Raw genomic sequence first — 16,959 nt, forward strand, 5'->3', positions numbered from 1 at the left:
TAAACACATCACATTCCTCACATGTCAGAAACGGTCATCAAGTAAACATTAGAAAATTTGAAAAAATCAAATGAGTTTAATTTTTTCTATTGCTTCAGAAAGATTAGAAACTCGAATTATTTGATCATCAGAAACATGTTCATTCCAAGGTTGTGAATACAAAATCACTTTTTTGTTATTTGTTAGAAATTTTTCTACATTTAGTGGTGAATCATCAATAAATACATCATAATCTAGTTCTGCCTTCATAGGACCATCAATTACTGAGACATAATTATTGTATGATATATCATGATAATCTAACCAAGATTTTACAAATGAATCAGTAGAACGTTCTCTTGCAGTAACAACATCCACTTGACCAATAGAAGATAGAGATTTTGTAATAGATGGCAAGTTTTTTTCTGTGGTAGGTATTGACATCCAGTTTTTCCAACATAAACTAAGTTCAGCATAAAAATCAAATGGATTTATTTGGAATTCTTTCCAAAATTCCCAATTTGTTATTTGATTTTTAGTTATTTTTTGCCTAATAGAATTACTATAATTCATCCAGGATATGATCACATCTGCAAGTACGCCATCAACATCCAAGGCAATTTTCATTTCAGTCATTTAGTCACTTACTTTTCTAAATTCATCTAAGAGATTTTTTTGATGTTTATTGAGTTTTTTAGGCACATTTACTACAATTCTAACAAACTGATCACCTTTTCCTCTTGAATTAATGTGTGGTACACCTTTTCCTTTTAGTTTGATAATTGTATTTGGTTGACTACCAGAATCAACTTTAATTTTTTCTGTTCCCTCTAATGTTGGAACCGTAATTTCACAACCTAAGGCAGCATCAATCATAGAAATATCATGATCATAAAAAATATCTTTTCCATCTCTATTGAATTTAGAATGAGGTTGAACTCTTACTCTAATAATTAAATCACCATTTACTCCATCAGGAATCTCATTTCCTTCATCAGGAACTGTATAATCACCTGAATCAATTCCAGGAGGAATGTCAAAGGTTACTATTTTTGTTCCTTTTTTCTTTCCTTGTCCTTTACATTCATTACAAGGAGTTTCAATTATTGATCCTTGACCTCGACAAGCAGAACAAGGTGCGGCAGTTACAAATGAAGCAAATCCCATATTACGAGTTTGTCTAACTTGTCCTTGACCATTACATGTTGTACATGTTTTTTTATTGGTACCAGGTTTAGCACCAGAACCATTACAAATATCACATTGAATTTGTTTTTGTAAACTAATTTCCATTTTTTTACCATGAAGAACATCTTCTAAAGTCACAGAGGTTTGATAAAGGATATCTGAACCTCGTTGTTGTTGATTAAACCCAAATCCTCCACCTCCACGACCAAAAATAGATTCAAAAATTGAATCAAATCCTCCACCTTGTGCTCCTTGAAAAATATCATCTGTGGAATATCTGCCATCTACACCTGCATGTCCATGTTGATCATAGATTTGTTTTTTTTCAGGATCTGAAATTACTGCATATGCTTCAGAAATTTCTTTGAAATGTTCTGCTGCTTCTGAAGATTTGTTACGGTCAGGGTGAAATTTTAGTGCTAATTTTCTATATTGTTGCTTAATTTCATCCGGTGTGGATGTTTTTGAAACACCTAAAACTTCATAATAATCTCGTTTTGCAGCCATGAATCATACCTTTATCATAATTACAGTATAAATGATTGAATTTGGATCTCAGTTAGATTTTGTTTGATCGGTTTGAGATGATTCAGAATGTCCATCTGCGCCTTGTTGTCCATCTGCGCCTTGTTGTCCATCTGCGCCTTGTTGTCCATCTGCGCCTTGTTGTCCATCTGCGCCTTGTTGAGGCGAGGCATTTTTGTAAAGTTCTGTAGTAATTTCATTTACCAACGTTTGTAATGTCTCAAGTTTAGGCTTCAATTCTTCTGGTTCTTTATCTAAAACTTCTCTGACTTCTTTCACAGCATCGGTGATTTTGATTCCTTGTTCTTGTGAAATTTTATCTTTAAGATCATGATTGACCAGTTTTTCTGTAGTGTAAATATAACTTTCTGCTTCATTTCTCAAATCAATTTTTTCTTTCTTCTTTTTGTCTTCATCAGAGAATTTTTCTGCATCTTCTTTTAGTTTTTCAATTTCTTCTTTAGATAATTTTGAAGTAGATTCTATTGTAATTTTAGCTTCTTTTTGTGTTCCAAGATCTTTTGCTGTAACATTGATAATTCCGTTTGCATCAATATCAAATTTTACTTCAATTTGGGGAATTCCTCTTGGAGCAGGTGGCAAATCGGTAAGATTAAAGCTTCCCAAAGAAACGTTGTCTGTTGCCATTGGTCTTTCACCTTGAACAACATGAATAGTAACTGCTGTTTGATTATCAGCTGCAGTAGTGAAAACTTTACTCTTAGAAGTTGGTATGGTAGTATTTCTTTCAATTAGTGGCTCTCGCACACCACCTAAAGTTTCTATTCCTAATGTGAGTGGAGTAACATCAAGTAAAACAATATCACTGCTAACATCTCCAGCAATAATTCCTGCCTGAATTGCTGCTCCCATGGCTACAGCTTCCATAGGATCTACGCCAGATTCAGATTCTTGTCCAATTAACTGACTAACAAATTTTTTTACTAGTGGAATCCTTGTTGGTCCACCGACCATTACGATTTTACTAATATCAGAATTTGAAAGCTTTGCATCTTCTAATGCTTTGAGTACTGAAGGCTTACATCGTTCAACAATTGGTCCGATTAATTCATCTAATTTTGCTCTTGTAATCCTTAATTCTAAATTTTTAGCGCCTGATGATGGATCATGTGCAATGAATGGTAAATTGACATCAGTTTCCATAACTGTAGATAATTCAATTTTTGCTTTTTCAGAAGCTTCCCTAATTCTTGTCATTGCAGTTGAATCTTGAGTGAGATCAACGCCTTCTTTTTTCTTGAATTCATCAACAATAAAATCAATTAGAACTTTATCCATATCTGTTCCACCCAATTGAGTGTCACCAGATGTGCTAAGAACCTCAAAAACACCTCCACCCATTTCCATGATGGTCACATCTAATGTACCTCCACCAAAATCAAAGACGAGTATTTTCATGTCTTCTTTTGATTTATCTAATCCAAATGCCAATGATGCTGCAGTTGGTTCGTTAATTATTCTAACAACATCAAGTCCAGCTATGGTTCCAGCATCCTTTGTTGCCTGACGTTGATTATCGTCAAAATATGCAGGGACAGTAATTACTGCTTTTTGAACAGGTTCGCCTATAAACGCCTCAGCATCTTTTTTGATTTTTTGTAAAATAAATGCTGAAATTTGTTGAGGTTTGTATTCTTTATCAAGAATTTTAAAAGTATGATCTGAGCCCATTTTTCGTTTAGCCGCTACAATTGTTCTATCCGGATTAGTTACTGCTTGTCTTCGTGCAGGTTCTCCGACCAAAAGATCGCCATCTTTGGAAAATGCCACCACAGATGGAAATGCTTTGCCTCCAACAGTTGCACCTTCAGCTGCAGGGATAATAGTTGGTTTTCCACCCATAACTACTGCTGCTGCAGAGTTGCTTGTTCCTAAATCAATTCCAATAATTTTAGTCATTTTTTTATCATCATCCTTTTTTTGAAATTTCTACTAATGTCGGTCTTATAACTCTCTCATGAGAAATATATCCTTTCCTGATCTCTTTTGTAATTGTGTTATCATCTAAATCTGGATCATTGATAATTGATATTGCCTCATGAAAATTGGGATTAAAAATTTCTCCCAATGCTTCAATTGGTTCAATTTGATATTTTTTCAATAAAGAATCCATATTTTTTAAAATAGAATCTAAACCTTCAGAATTAACTTTACTTTCAGAGAAAACTTCTTTTGCTCTAACAAAATCATCATAAATTTTTAGAAAATCCAATGCAAATTCATTAATTTTTGAATTAACTCCATTTTCAATATCAGTTTGAGTTTTTCTACTAAGATTTTGATAGTCTGCTAATGCAAGTTTTAATTTTCCTTCATATTCAGATGATTTTTGTTTTTCCAAAGACAACAATTCAGAAAGTTCTTTTACGCTTGATTTTGAATATGTTTTAGATTCATTATTTTCTGTTTGATTTTCAGTGATGACATTAATTGGAATGTCATCAGAGTTAGATTCACTAGACAATTCAATTAAAACAATAATTTAGCTAATTTATACTATTATTGATTGTTTCACATAAAGGATTAGCTTTGACAATAATTAGATTAGAGTCTTGTTTAGTTTTTTCTATATTGTCAAAATCAGATTTCGAACATGCTACTACAATCGTAGTTTTATCACTATGAAATAGATCAAAGTTTGGGTCTTCATACGCTTCGACATCACCTATATAATCACGTAACCTCGATGTTAAGTTTTGTAGCATTTCAATTTTATCTCCACGCATTGCATGTTGATCAAGTGTCCAAGATAATGCAATCTTAGTTCTACTTGCTTTAAGATCATTTTTCTTTAGTGTTGAACGAATTTCATCTATTAATCGTTTTATGTAACCATCAATTCCTTTAACACTTCCATTAATTAGATACATGAGTGTATTTGCTCCTTCAAAAGAAGAGCCTAAAGATTTCAAATCAAATAACCCACTAACCATATTATCTAAGAATGTTTCTTGAAAATCATCTGATGAAAGATCATTTTTAGTAACATCGTCTTGAGCATATTTACAAACTTCTAAAACACTACATAAACTAGAAAATCTAGATAGAACATCAATTGCATGAAAATGTTCTGATGATGAAATTGCTACAAATTTTTTCTCTTTTTTACCTACCGTGAGAAGTTCAGATAAAACAGGATCCGCTTTTCCATTAAATGAACCGATGATTTTCGGTTGTTCCTTAAGATCTTCTAGAGGGTAATAAAAATATGATATATGCTTTCCAGTTTCAAGACCAGTTACATGTTCAAGTAATGAAATATTTTCATTGTTACCCCCAAATCCTGTTGGAAGAGTAAAAATTACTGAGCTGTTCTTTTTCATTGAAGAAACTGCATCCTTGAATTTTGAATGAATTTCAGTTTTGATATCTTGTCCAGTTTTTCTTATTCTAGGAGTAAAGAATAGATATTGTGCTTTAGAAATTGCAACATCTATTGGTTCCATAGCTAGTAAAGGTTCATCTTCTTTCAGAGAAGAGACATTTGGATATGTTTTTGCAATTTCAGCTTTGAGTGAAATTGCAGAAGGTGTTGATTCATCAATGATATAGACATCTGCTCCTTTGATTGCCATTTGGGATGCGATAGCATATCCTTCAGTACTAAGGCCATAAACAACTACTTTTGCTCCTCCCATTATATTTACAGCTAGTATTAGACTAAGAAAAACTTATTGAACTTACTATAGTTAGGAAATTACTTGAAAATTTGGATTGATATTCTAACACCAAAACAATTATTGTTTTCTGAACCAATAATTGAAAAATTAAGGAAAAAACACGATCTTTTGTGTACTTCAAGATACTATGGAGAAGTTTCAAAACTAGCAAAAATTCGTAATTTTGACCTTGTTTTTGTTGGAAAGCATGGTGGGAATGACAAAAAAACTAAACTCAGAGCCAGTATTGATAGAATAGAAAAATTATCTAAAAAAATTGAGATATTTTCACCAGATATTGTGATTAGCTTTTGCTCTCCAGAAGCAGCAAGAATATCTTTTGGATTAGGAATAAAACACGTAGCGTTTTGTGATTCTCCACATGCTGATGCAGTGATGCGATTAACACTGCCATTAATCCAAAAATTGTTAATTCCACACGTTATATCAAAAAAAGAATTCTCAAAATATGGAATTAAAAAAGAAAATATCATCTCATACAAAGCCATTGATGCATATGTTACAATTAAGAGAAAAATTGATGAAAATAATATTTTACCATTTCCAAATAATAAAAGAAAAAGAATTTTGGTCAGAATGGCGGAAGAACATGCATCATATGTATTAAAATCAAGTAATATTTTATCAATAATAAATAAGATCATAATTGATTTTGAAAATGAAAATATTGTTATTTTAGCAAGATATCCAGAACAAATTAAGAATCTTCAAAGTAAATTTGGTAAAAAAGCAAAAATTGTAAAAATGTCATTTGATGGAAAACATTTGTTAAAAAATACAGATGTATTCATAGGTTCAGGTGGAACAATGACTGCAGAATCTGCATTATTAGGAGTTTCTACAATCTCGTATAATGCAGTTCCAAACATAATTGAAGCACATTTAGTGAAAAAACATATAGTGAAAAGAGAAACAGATCCATCTAAAATTAGTCATCACATTAACAAAATTCTTTTATCATCTTCCAAAAAACATCAGATAAGAGTTAAGAAATTTGTTTCAGAAATGGAAGATCCTATTAAAAAACTGATTAAAGAATTGAAACCATAACACATGTACATATTATTTGGACCAATATTAGAAAAAAAGTTCATTAAGGGAGCTAGAGTGTTTGGTTTAGCAGCCCGGTAGTGTAGCGGTCAAGCATAGAGGCCTTTGAAGCCTTTGACCCCAGTTCGAGTCTGGGCCGGGCTACTTTCAAAAATTTAATTTTATAAGAAGTTTTGAGGCAACTGCAAATAAAGTTGATGCAATAGTAACAAGAATTATCATTTCGACAATTACAAATTCAGTAACAGTTCCAAAAATTCCAGCTCTAATTACATCAACTAAATATGTCAGGGGATTAAGATAAAATGCTGTTCGTAATGGTTCAGGTGCGCCATCTGCGGGATAAAATGCAGTGCTAACAAAAGCAAAGAAAAGAAAAACTGTGTTAATTATTACATTAAATCCTTCACTTGAGCGTAATCTGGTAGATATTATTGATGCTAGAGAACCAAAAAGTACTGAACCAGTAATAGCCCCAAAAATGATTATTGGAATTGTCACTAATGAAAATTCTACAGATTCAAAAAATACAGGATATCCAACAACGGCTATTAGAGATGCGCTAACTATTCCAATTATGCCTATTGTGCAAATATTACTAAGAATATAATGACTTCTAGTGAACGGGCCGGACATAATTTGTTCAAACATACCATATTTTCTATCATTCCAAATTATAATGCCAGAAATTAGAGTGCTATTCATAATATTAAATCCAATCATACCTGAAGCTAAAAATGCAGGATAATCAAGATCTTTATTTCCAAATGGAACTGCATTAATCAATGGAGCATATGCAAATCCTGCTACAAAAATATAGATTAAAGGAAAAATTATTTGCCAAATTAAAAATCCAGGATTAAGAGAAATCGTAAGATTTCTATTAGTTAATCTAATTATTGGATGCATTTTCTTTTACCATGTTTAAAAATATCTCCTCAAGATTTGTTGGTACAGCAGAGAGGTCTTCGATATCGATTTTATTATCATAAAGCACCTTTAGAATTTGTAACAATACTAATTCAGACTGTTCTGAACGAATAATAATATTAGTTCCAGTTTCAAAATCAATTTTACAGTCTGGTATTTTGGATAAAAGAGAAATAATTTCAGATTTTCTTTCCAACAAATGAATTTTAATAGTTTTTTCTTTTCCAAATCTATTTTTTAAAGCATCTGGAGAATCAACAGTGATAATTTTACCTTTATCAATAATTGCTATTTGATTGCAGAGATATTCAGCTTCAGATAGAATATGTGTTGTGTAAAATATTGTTAAACCTGTTTTAACCTTATTTTTTAAATAATCTAATAACTTTCTTCTTGCACTAGGATCTAATCCAACTGTTGGTTCATCTAAAAATAACAGCTCCATATCATGCATGAATTCTCGTGCAACTTGCACTCTCCTTCTTTGACCAATTGATAGATCCTCATTTCGTTTCTTACGAATCTCAACAAGATCAAAGTCTTTCAAAAGTTGTTCCATTCTTTTTTTACGCTCAATTTTAGGAACATTCCACATCATACCGTATTTCTCAAGTGATTTTTCAACCGAGAGTGTAGGCTCATAGCTAGGTTGCTGTAAAACTACACCAATCTTGTGACGAATTTTGAGAGGATTTGAGATAGCATCAATACCTAAAATAGTTAATGAGCCAGTAGTAGGCGGAATAAGAGTAGTTAGAAGTTTTATCGTTGTTGATTTTCCTGCTCCATTAGGACCTAAAAATCCAAAAACCTGACCTGCTTTTACAGATAAAGTCAGATCAGACACTGCATTAACTGAACCATATAATTTTGAAAGATGATTGACATCAATACAAGACATGATAAAACTGCGATCTCCCTATTAATTTAGTTAGTGAGATAAGTGACGGCATATTTTAGAAGAATTGAATTAATTAAGATAAAACAATGTAGAAAATTAATAGAACTATTATAGAATTTTGTAAAAATATAAAATCAGTACGTTATAGCGATCATTTTTTCATTAAATCAAATTGACAAAAGAATGAAATTTTTATTAATAGAATGAGTTTAGCAAAACTGAGTTGTCAGAATTTGAGAATCTTATCAATAAATTTTTAGAACAAAAACCGGAATTAACTAAAGAACAACTTGAAGACAAGATAAAACAGAAAAAAGAAAAGATTGGAGCAGGTTATTTGACTGATCAGGGTGCATTATTTTTAATCGCTTCAGACTATGGAATAACATTATCAGAACCACAAAAAACGGAGATTAGTTTAAAGGATCTATATGCAGGAGCAAAAGAAATTTCATTAGAAACTAGGGTTTTGAATCTTTCACCTGCAAAACAATTTTCTAGGAAAGATGGCTCTCCATTTTATCTAAGGACAATGACTGTCTATGATACAAATTCAACTGCCAGTGTAAAATTATGGGATGAAAAAGCAAATCTTCCAGGAATTGAAAATCTAAAACCGGGAGATTTAATCAAAATTATCAAAGCTTATGTTAAATCAGATCTTGATGGTTCTCCAACCATAAACATCGGTTCTGGATCAAACATAGAAACTACAGATACGAAAAGTGAAATTCCCACAATAGACACTATTACAAAAGATGTGAGTGAATCTCATGAGGGAGAAAAAGATTTAGTAGTTTCAGGAACAATTGATGGAATAATTACTGGAATGGAATTTACAAATTCTCGTGGTATGCCTGGAAAAGCACTGAGAATGAGACTGAAAGGAAAAGATGGGAGTGCAATGAGAGTAGTGTTATGGGGTAAAGATGAATCAACTATCCCAAATATGATTTCACAATCAGCCAAGGTGAGATTACTAGGTGTCAGAGTAAAATCAGGAAATCAAGGATTGGAAATTCATGGAAATGATGCAACAATTATTGAAATTGAGGGGGGCAAAGAAGCAGAACCAGTAATTGCTAGAATTCTATCTATATCACCAACAGAAAATGGAAAAAATCTAATTTTAGCAGTTGACAATAAAAAGAATTTATTCAATATTAGTGATTTTTCAAACTCAACTAGTATCTGTGTAGAAGGAGATGTAATAGAATGCATGCCATCAAAAGTTTATGGAAATTCAATTACTTTGGATGAAAATTCCTTTGTTAGAAAATTAGATAACGATGAATCAATTCCTTCATTATCTCAACTCAGAACAAAAATTAATGAGGTCAAGGCGGATGAAAATTATTGTATTGAAGCAATTGTGTTAAAAGTTCCTGAAAGACGCGAAGTTCAGACAAAATCAGGAGAATCAATAGCACTTTCAGAGATGTTTGTTGAAGACGATACAGGGCAAATTTGGGTTAAGGGTTGGAGAAATCAAGCAAGAATAATCGACAAGTGTGAATTAGGAGAAATTATTTCCATTACAGGATTAAATGCAAAAGCAGGATTAGAAGGAAGAATAGAGTTGTTTATCACCCCATTCTCTAAAATTACAAAGAAGAATTAAGAATCCCAAAAACCTCTGGTTACTACATACTGTCTTTCTGCCTCATAGATTTGTTTGAATAAATGTTCTTCATCAACCATGTTTCTCAAGATTCTTGCTGCAGTATCTGCACCAACTCCATATCCAGATATCACAGTAATGGCAATCTTTCCAAAGTTTTCTACTAAAGATGCAACTTTCCATGCACGATCAAATTTGTGCCTTTCATCTGCAGACAGTTTTTTTCCATCATGTTTTTTTCTTATGATTTTAGGTAAATCATAATCAGAATAATATGTTGCAGTAATTTGTCTAGCTTTACAATATGGACATATTGGTGAATTTTTTACCTCAAATGTTTGAAACACACGTTCCCATTTTCCACAACGAGCGCAAATCAGACGATGTTTTGTCTTTTCTAATCTAGCTTTTACAAGATCAAGAATTCCCTTGTCAAGATTTACAGGAGAAGAATAATATTTTGCAGTATGATCTAATATGGGTTCTGCCAGTTTTGAAAATTGATCAACTTCCAACCATATGACATGAATTTTATCATCTTTGATCTTTTTTAGAATTATTTCAGAATTTTTGAGATCATATTTATCATGAAATAATTCTCGAAGAGCTTCATTAACAAGTACTGTTTTAGAATATCGCTCATACAAAAATCTGGCAGATTTTTTTTCATATATTGCACCTCTACCAACCACACCAAATTTTTTTGCAACACACCATGTTCTCCAATTTACATTGTGGGTTCCTGTTAAAGATGCACTAACTATAGACTGTAAATCATAATCGTCTTTTAGAATATCTATGAATAATTTTTCTGAAATTCTAGATCTAGAAGACAAAACAATTCTATATCCATCAGAACGAGAATCAACCATAGTTCCCAACATTGCCGAAAGCATTGAAGAAAGTAATGTGGCTAATGTTGAATTAATTTTGCTTCCCAAACAAGAATGAATTACAATTGATCCTTGAGATCTATTTGATTCAATTACAATATTGTTTTCATCAGGAATTACATCAAAATTCAATTTTTCAATTATTTTGTTAATTAGTTTAAAATTTCCATTCTTAACTTTGCTACGAAAATTTCCTACTTTACTTGCAGTTTTGTAGTCAATTGGAATATTTTCACCCTCCCAATATGGAACAGTGATTCCAGCTCCTCTAAAAGGTTCAACATTTACACTGAGTGATTTTTCATCAACATTGAGAATTCTCCATTGAGAACCTTTTAAGACAAAAATATTTCCAGAGTCGCCAAAATCACCTACAAATCTTTGATCTAAAGATCCAATGATTTTTTTTCCAACGCTGTCAAAAACCTTGAATTTGAGAATATCTGGAATGGTTGAAAGATTTTCAAAATAATATTTGAATGAGCGGCCTTTTTTCCAGAAAGTCATTTTTGTTCTATCAAAAAATATCAAGTAATTTGAATCAAGTAAATCTAAAACATCGATTAGATCTTTAATTTTTAAATTCCTAAAAGGATATGCCTTTGTTACTAATTCAAAAGCTTGCTCAACTGAAATTTCACCAATTTGCATGGATAATCCTACTAAATGATGTGCTAAAACGTCAAGGGAGCCATCGTGAATTTTTTGTTCTTCTATAGAACCCTCTTGAATTCGATCAAGAATTGCTTGTGCTTCAAATTCATCATCAGGATTATTTGTGATAATTAATCCTTGAGCTGATTCATTTCTATTGTGCTTACTTCTACCTATTCTTTGTACAAATTTTGAAACTTGTCTTGGAGAACCATAATGGATTACTAATTCAACTGAACCAATATCTAATCCCAACTCCAGTGAAGAAGTACACACTACAATACCACTTTTTCCTTCACGCAAAATTAATTCAGTTTCTTCTCTTACTTCTTTTGAGAGAGAGCCATGATGTAATTCAATAGGAATGGATGATTTTTCTTTTAATATTGATGCTAAAAATTCAGCTTCTCCTCGAGTATTTGTGAAAAGAAGAATAGGTGAATCTAAATCCATTTTTGATACATATTCAGTAATTTTTTCTGCTACGTCTGAAATTGTTCCATCAACATATTTGATTTCGACATCATATTTTCTTACAGAAGTATCTCTAATTATCTCACATTTACGCTTGGTTCCTACAACAAATTTTCCTGCTTCATCAAAATTTCCAACAGTTGCAGATAATCCAACTTTTGAAAGCGGAAATTTTGAGTTCAATTCAAGTCTTTCAATACTTAATGATAATTGAGAACCACGTTCACTAGATAGTAACTCATGAACTTCATCAATTACAATCCATTCCAACTCAGATAATGCATTTAACATTTTGACCTGTGTTAAAAGAATCACCATAGTTTCAGGTGTAGTAATTAGTACATCTGGAGGATTTTCAGTGATCTTTTTTCTGTCTTTTTGACTAGTATCTCCATGACGAATTTCAATCGTTAATTTATTTTCATGTGCATATGTTGTAATTCTCCTAAATACATCTCGATTTAATGCTCTTAGTGGAGTAATATAGAGAGCTTTAATTTTTCCAATCTTTTTAGAATTTTTTAAAAGCGAAAAGATTGGAATTACAGAACATTCAGTTTTTCCGGAACCTGTTGGTGCAATCACAAGACAATCTTTCTTTTGTAAAATTATTGGTGATGCTTTCTTTTGAATTTCAGTTAGTTTAGAAAATCCAAATTTTCCAAATAAAGAATCAAGAATTGGATTGAGTTGGTTCATTTGATCTTGTTTTTTCATAAACAATTACACCAACTAAGCCAAGTGCAAATAAAGCTACAGTGATAATTGGGATTGAATCAAAAATTCCTGCCATTATTTAACCTAAAAGTAGACCATTAAAAATCTTCAGTATGATCAACAAGTCCAATTTTTGTAATGGTATAAGAAAAGGTTTCTTTTTTTAATGCCCAATAAATTTCACCATTGAATTTTGATGAATTTTTAAAAAGATGAATTTTGATATGTGTAAAAGGATCAATTGCATTTTGCATATTTTCAATCTCTTTGTCATCCATGTTTCTAATCATATTACTGACAATTATTGGGATTTTTTTTCTTATGGCTAGTTTTGATAATTCATGCATGTATTTCATAAACAATGAATTTTTTTCAAAAATAGATTTTTCATTTTGATATTCATAAGAAAATAAATCAGTAATATTATCAATTACTATTAGGGTAAAATTATTTTCTTCGATATTTTTGATGGATTTGATTTGATCTGAAGTATTGGTAATTCTTGATACTGTGATTTTTTCAAGTAAATCAATCTCTATTTTAGATTCTTTTTGAATTTCTAATATACGTTCAGGTCTAAATCCACCAGATGTGTCTAGATACAAAATATGACCGCCGTTTTTAATTGAATTAATCAATAATTGTAACAATAGTAGAGTTTTTCCAGTTCCACCTCCACCAAAAATATCTACAATCACACTATGAGGAATTCCTCCAGACAAGAATTTGTCTAATTTTTGTAAACCTGTAGAAATCATTTGGATAATTATTAGAAAAAGGAGAAAAAATTTAAGGAATTTCAATTTTTGCAAAAGAGGTAAGGCTTTTATGCTAGATAACAAAGTTGCAAAACAAGTGAACAATTAGTGTCCCAATCAAACAGTGCAAAACGACCTCTAACAACTCTTCAGAAAAGTACTAAGAAGAAAGTAACTGTAAGACTGAAAAACGAAGTCGAGTATAAAGGTAAAATGGATAATGTTGATTCTTACATGAACTTGATAATGACTGATGCAGAAGAGCTTCATGAAGGTAAAACAATTGCAAATTATGGTAGAGTAATTGTAAGGGGCAACAATGTATTATTTATCAAACTAGAAAATGAACTCTAGTTAACGGGTGGTTGTATGACCAATAATTTTCTATTTACATCTGAATCTGTAACAGAAGGTCATCCAGATAAAATATGTGATAATATTTCTGATGCATTCTTAGATGAATATCTTAGACAAGATCCAGATTCAAGGGTAGCTGTTGAAACGTTGGTTACTACTGATTTTGTAGCAGTTGCAGGTGAAGTAACATCTAAAGCAAATTTTGATAAAAAAGCTCAAGAAGAATTAGTTAGAAAAACTATCAGAGAAATTGGGTATGATAACAAAGATTTGATGTTTGATACTGAATCTTGTGAAGTAACTTTACGTCTTCATTCTCAAAGTCCAGATATCAGTCAAGGTGTCACAGCAACTGAAGATAAAGAACAAGGTGCAGGAGATCAAGGCTTGATGTTTGGATATGCTACTAATGAAACAAAAGAGCTCATGCCAATGCCGATTTTGCTTTCACAAAAACTAGCACAAAAATTAGCTGAAGTTAGAAAAAACAATGTTCTTCCTTGGGCAAGACCTGATGGAAAAACACAAGTTTCTGTTAGATATGAAGACAATAAACCTACCAAAATTGAAACAGTAGTGGTTTCCACACAACATGCACCAGAAGTTTCTCAAGAAGAAATTTCAAGAGAGATTATTGAAAAAGTTATCAAACCAGTTTTAGGCAATCTATGGAATAACGATATTAAAATTCACATCAATCCTACAGGGAAATTTGTAATAGGTGGTCCACATGGTGATGCAGGATTAACTGGAAGAAAGATTATTGTTGACAGTTATGGTGGGTTTGGAAGACATGGGGGAGGAGCTTTTTCAGGAAAGGATCCATCTAAAGTAGATAGATCTGCATGTTACATGTGCAGATATATTGCAAAAAATTTAGTTGCAGCAGGATTAGCTGATAGATGTGAAGTTCAACTTGCATATGCAATTGGAGTTGCAGAACCAGTATCACTTTATGTCAATACATTTGGAACAAGCAAAATTCCTGAAAATCAGATTGAAGATTTAGTAAGAAAGAATTTCGATATGAAGCCATCAGGAATTATTTCACAATTGGATTTAAAGAGACCAATTTATCGAAAAACTGCATCTTATGGTCATTTTGGAAGAAATGAGCCAGAATTTACTTGGGAAAAAACAGACAAAGCTGAAAAATTAAGACAATCAGTCAGATTGTAGTAATTCCATTATAGATTGAAATTTAATTTTAGATATTTTAGATAATTTTTTATGATTTCCTTTAAAACTGCCTATTAGAATATTTAGATCATCAATTCCAAAATCGGATTTTGGATTGGTGATGGCATCACGATATACATCTTCTAGATTGATTTTTTTAATTTTGACATCAGTTCCTTTAGAAAAGAGTTTAACATATTTTTCAAAAGAGACATAATCAGGCCCTACAAGATCAATGAGTTCATTGCTAAATTTTGATGTATATGTTGATTCAAAAATTACTTTTACAACATCAGAAATAGATATTGGTTGAATTAGATATTTTCCAGAACCAGGAATTTTGATCTCTCCAGATTTCATTTGTTTTTTAAGGTGTTTTGATAATAAATCATCTTTTCCAATAATGTATGAAGGTCTAAAAATTGTGAAATCCAAACCAGAATTAGTGATTTGTCTTTCCGCATTATACTTTGAAATAAAATAACCTAAAGATGTATTTGGTGAAACCCCTAGTCCGCTCAGATAGACAATTTTTTTGACTTTAGCTTTTTTACATAGATTTACTATATGTTTTGTTAAATCTGTATTTATCAAATCAAAATCTGTATTTACAGACTGTTTTCCTATTCCAACGAGGTGAATTAATGCATCTGAGTTTCTGATCTTTTTTAGAATGTCTTTTTCGTTATAATTTTTTGAAATAATTTTAGTTTCACATTTAAAATTCTTAAAGTTACTTCTAGATATTGATATCAAGTCAATATTTTTTTCTGATAAATATTTTCTAAGATTTTTTGCAACAAAACCACTAGCTCCAGTAACAACAATCTTTAGGTTTTCTACCATAATAGAACAAAGTTTGTTTTAATTTTAAATCTATTTGAATAATCTTCAAAAATTGTGAAATAAGAGTTAATACTACAAAATGAATACAATTAATGTGAAAGAGGAAAAGACAAAATTAAAGACAGGTTATACTACAGGAAGTTCTGCGACTGCAGCATCAAAAGCAGCATTACTATCAATAATTGGCCAAAAAAAAATTGAGAATGTAGATATTTTATTGCCAAAAAGATCATATGTTCAAATTCCAATACATTCATGTCATTTTGAATCGGATAAAGCAAAATGTTCTGTAATAAAAAATGGAGGAGATGATCCAGATGTTACTCATGGAGCAGAAATTATTGTAGATTTATCATTTACTGAAAAAATAAATGAGATTGAAATTGATGGTGGGGAAGGAGTAGGTGTTGTAACTAAGCCAGGATTAGGTTTAGAAATCAACAAACCTGCAATAAACCCAGTTCCTAAAAAAATGATTATTGAAAATCTAAGAGAGATTGGAAAAGAAGTTCTTTTAGAAAAAGGAATCAAAGTGATTATTTCAGTTCCTAAAGGAAAAGAATTAGGTCCTAAAACAGATAATCCAAGATTAGGTATCATAAATGGAATTTCAATTTTAGGAACCAGTGGAATTGTAATTCCATTTTCTACAGCATCATATGCAGCATCAATAAGACAAAACTTGGATGTTGCAATTGCAGTTGGAAATGATACCGTTGTTCTAACAACAGGAGGAAGAAGTGAAGATTTTGCAAAGAAAATTGTAGATTTACCAGTTCATTGTTTTGTGCAAATGGGTGATTTTTCAGGATATACGATTCAACAATGCAGTAGAAAGAATATCAAAAGAGCGTATGTTGTTGGTTTTATTGGGAAGATAGCAAAAATGGCAGCTGGTGTAAAACAAACTCATGTTAAAGGGTCTAAAGTAGATATGAGCTTTCTAGCAGAGTTAGCTAGAAAATGCAATGCTAGTGAAAGTGTAATTCAAGAGATAAAAAAAGCAAATACAGCAAGACATGTTTCAGAGATTGTTCAAGAAAATAAAATTGAGGGGTTTTTTGATTTGATTTGTGGCGAGACGTATAAACATATGAGAAAACATTCTGAAGAAAAAGTTCCAATTGATGTGATATTGTTTGATTTTGAAGGAAAAGTTTTAGCTAGAAAATCTGAACAGTAAGGT

At 31.3% G+C, this 16,959-nt stretch carries 15 protein-coding genes and 1 tRNA gene; 6 read left to right on the plus strand and 10 right to left on the minus strand.

Going from position 1 to position 16,959, the window contains the following annotated elements; all coding sequences use genetic code 11:
• Window positions 1–66 precede the first annotated feature (66 nt).
• The 5 genes from ACW9XA_RS04680 to ACW9XA_RS04700 are packed head-to-tail and all read right to left on the minus strand — an operon-like array spanning window position 67 to window position 5,351.
• Window positions 67–606 (minus strand): 5' nucleotidase, NT5C type, encoded by a 540-nt coding sequence (locus tag ACW9XA_RS04680; RefSeq protein ID WP_457763259.1) that lies wholly within the window; start codon window positions 604–606, stop codon window positions 67–69.
• Between the two features lie 9 nt (window positions 607–615).
• On the minus strand, window positions 616–1,674 hold the full coding sequence (gene dnaJ, locus ACW9XA_RS04685) for a molecular chaperone DnaJ (RefSeq protein ID WP_457763224.1): 1,059 nt from the start codon (window positions 1,672–1,674) through the stop codon (window positions 616–618).
• A 48-nt stretch (window positions 1,675–1,722) separates the two neighbouring features.
• Complete coding sequence (gene dnaK / locus ACW9XA_RS04690; RefSeq protein ID WP_457763225.1) at window positions 1,723–3,612, minus strand: molecular chaperone DnaK; 1,890 nt, start codon at window positions 3,610–3,612, stop codon at window positions 1,723–1,725.
• A 10-nt stretch (window positions 3,613–3,622) separates the two neighbouring features.
• Window positions 3,623–4,177 (minus strand): nucleotide exchange factor GrpE, encoded by a 555-nt coding sequence (locus ACW9XA_RS04695; RefSeq protein ID WP_457763226.1) that lies wholly within the window; start codon window positions 4,175–4,177, stop codon window positions 3,623–3,625.
• 22 nt (window positions 4,178–4,199) lie between these two features.
• On the minus strand, window positions 4,200–5,351 hold the full coding sequence (locus tag ACW9XA_RS04700; RefSeq protein WP_457763227.1) for a hypothetical protein: 1,152 nt from the start codon (window positions 5,349–5,351) through the stop codon (window positions 4,200–4,202).
• Window positions 5,352–5,414: 63 nt separating this feature from the next.
• Between ACW9XA_RS04700 and ACW9XA_RS04705 the strand changes: the two genes are divergently transcribed.
• Both ACW9XA_RS04705 and ACW9XA_RS04710 read left to right on the plus strand, forming a co-directional pair.
• Complete coding sequence (locus ACW9XA_RS04705) at window positions 5,415–6,443, plus strand: DUF354 domain-containing protein (RefSeq protein WP_457763228.1); 1,029 nt, start codon at window positions 5,415–5,417, stop codon at window positions 6,441–6,443.
• Window positions 6,444–6,514: 71 nt separating this feature from the next.
• Window positions 6,515–6,587: transfer RNA gene (locus ACW9XA_RS04710), tRNA-Gln, on the plus strand.
• Window positions 6,588–6,590: 3 nt separating this feature from the next.
• Here the strand turns inward: ACW9XA_RS04710 and ACW9XA_RS04715 are convergent.
• Both ACW9XA_RS04715 and ACW9XA_RS04720 read right to left on the minus strand, forming a co-directional pair.
• Complete coding sequence (locus ACW9XA_RS04715) at window positions 6,591–7,352, minus strand: ABC transporter permease (RefSeq protein WP_457763229.1); 762 nt, start codon at window positions 7,350–7,352, stop codon at window positions 6,591–6,593.
• Complete coding sequence (locus tag ACW9XA_RS04720) at window positions 7,336–8,274, minus strand: ABC transporter ATP-binding protein (protein WP_457763230.1); 939 nt, start codon at window positions 8,272–8,274, stop codon at window positions 7,336–7,338. Before ACW9XA_RS04720 ends, ACW9XA_RS04715 begins: the two co-directional genes overlap by 17 nt.
• 223 nt (window positions 8,275–8,497) lie before the next feature.
• Between ACW9XA_RS04720 and ACW9XA_RS04725 the strand changes: the two genes are divergently transcribed.
• Window positions 8,498–9,895, plus strand: a complete 1,398-nt coding sequence (locus tag ACW9XA_RS04725) for a single-stranded DNA-binding protein (RefSeq protein WP_457763231.1) — start codon at window positions 8,498–8,500, stop codon at window positions 9,893–9,895.
• Here the strand turns inward: ACW9XA_RS04725 and ACW9XA_RS04730 are convergent.
• Both ACW9XA_RS04730 and ACW9XA_RS04735 read right to left on the minus strand, forming a co-directional pair.
• Window positions 9,892–12,633, minus strand: a complete 2,742-nt coding sequence (locus ACW9XA_RS04730) for a DEAD/DEAH box helicase (protein WP_457763232.1) — start codon at window positions 12,631–12,633, stop codon at window positions 9,892–9,894. The genes ACW9XA_RS04725 and ACW9XA_RS04730 overlap by 4 nt on opposite strands.
• Before the next feature lie 98 nt (window positions 12,634–12,731).
• Window positions 12,732–13,391: an ATPase domain-containing protein gene (locus ACW9XA_RS04735; RefSeq protein WP_457763233.1), complete on the minus strand. Its 660-nt coding sequence runs from the start codon at window positions 13,389–13,391 to the stop codon at window positions 12,732–12,734.
• A gap of 108 nt (window positions 13,392–13,499) precedes the next feature.
• On the opposite strand from ACW9XA_RS04735, the gene ACW9XA_RS04740 reads away from it, so the two are divergent.
• Both ACW9XA_RS04740 and metK read left to right on the plus strand, forming a co-directional pair.
• The gene (locus tag ACW9XA_RS04740) at window positions 13,500–13,745 is read left to right on the plus strand and encodes a U6 snRNA-associated Sm-like protein LSm6 (RefSeq protein WP_012214473.1); all 246 of its coding nucleotides are present in this window, start codon (window positions 13,500–13,502) and stop codon (window positions 13,743–13,745) included.
• A 15-nt stretch (window positions 13,746–13,760) separates the two neighbouring features.
• The gene (gene metK, locus ACW9XA_RS04745; protein ID WP_457763234.1) at window positions 13,761–14,927 is read left to right on the plus strand and encodes a methionine adenosyltransferase; all 1,167 of its coding nucleotides are present in this window, start codon (window positions 13,761–13,763) and stop codon (window positions 14,925–14,927) included.
• Here metK and ACW9XA_RS04750 read toward each other — a convergent pair.
• Window positions 14,913–15,773 carry an SDR family oxidoreductase gene (locus ACW9XA_RS04750; RefSeq protein ID WP_457763235.1) on the minus strand — a complete coding sequence of 287 codons (861 nt, stop codon included), beginning with the start codon at window positions 15,771–15,773 and terminating at the stop codon, window positions 14,913–14,915. The two genes, metK and ACW9XA_RS04750, sit on opposite strands and share 15 nt — an antisense overlap.
• Window positions 15,774–15,852: 79 nt before the next feature.
• Between ACW9XA_RS04750 and ACW9XA_RS04755 the strand changes: the two genes are divergently transcribed.
• On the plus strand, window positions 15,853–16,956 hold the full coding sequence (locus ACW9XA_RS04755) for a cobalt-precorrin-5B (C(1))-methyltransferase (protein ID WP_457763236.1): 1,104 nt from the start codon (window positions 15,853–15,855) through the stop codon (window positions 16,954–16,956).
• Window positions 16,957–16,959 lie beyond the last annotated feature (3 nt).

The organism is Candidatus Nitrosopumilus sp. bin_6a (assembly GCF_054095695.1).

Bases quoted from the DNA above. Each gene is read 5' to 3' on its own strand.
- ACW9XA_RS04680 (WP_457763259.1), bottom strand. From the start codon at position 606: ATGAAAATTGCCTTGGATGTTGATGGCGTACTTGCAGATGTGATCATA.
- dnaJ (WP_457763224.1), bottom strand. From the start codon at position 1,674: ATGGCTGCAAAACGAGATTATTATGAAGTTTTAGGTGTTTCAAAAACA.
- dnaK (WP_457763225.1), bottom strand. From the start codon at position 3,612: ATGACTAAAATTATTGGAATTGATTTAGGAACAAGCAACTCTGCAGCA.
- ACW9XA_RS04700 (WP_457763227.1), bottom strand. From the start codon at position 5,351: ATGGGAGGAGCAAAAGTAGTTGTTTATGGCCTTAGTACTGAAGGATAT.
- ACW9XA_RS04715 (WP_457763229.1), bottom strand. From the start codon at position 7,352: ATGCATCCAATAATTAGATTAACTAATAGAAATCTTACGATTTCTCTT.
- ACW9XA_RS04720 (WP_457763230.1), bottom strand. From the start codon at position 8,274: ATGTCTTGTATTGATGTCAATCATCTTTCAAAATTATATGGTTCAGTT.
- ACW9XA_RS04730 (WP_457763232.1), bottom strand. From the start codon at position 12,633: ATGAAAAAACAAGATCAAATGAACCAACTCAATCCAATTCTTGATTCT.
- ACW9XA_RS04735 (WP_457763233.1), bottom strand. From the start codon at position 13,391: ATGATTTCTACAGGTTTACAAAAATTAGACAAATTCTTGTCTGGAGGA.
- metK (WP_457763234.1), top strand. From the start codon at position 13,761: ATGACCAATAATTTTCTATTTACATCTGAATCTGTAACAGAAGGTCAT.
- ACW9XA_RS04750 (WP_457763235.1), bottom strand. From the start codon at position 15,773: ATGGTAGAAAACCTAAAGATTGTTGTTACTGGAGCTAGTGGTTTTGTT.
- ACW9XA_RS04755 (WP_457763236.1), top strand. From the start codon at position 15,853: ATGAATACAATTAATGTGAAAGAGGAAAAGACAAAATTAAAGACAGGT.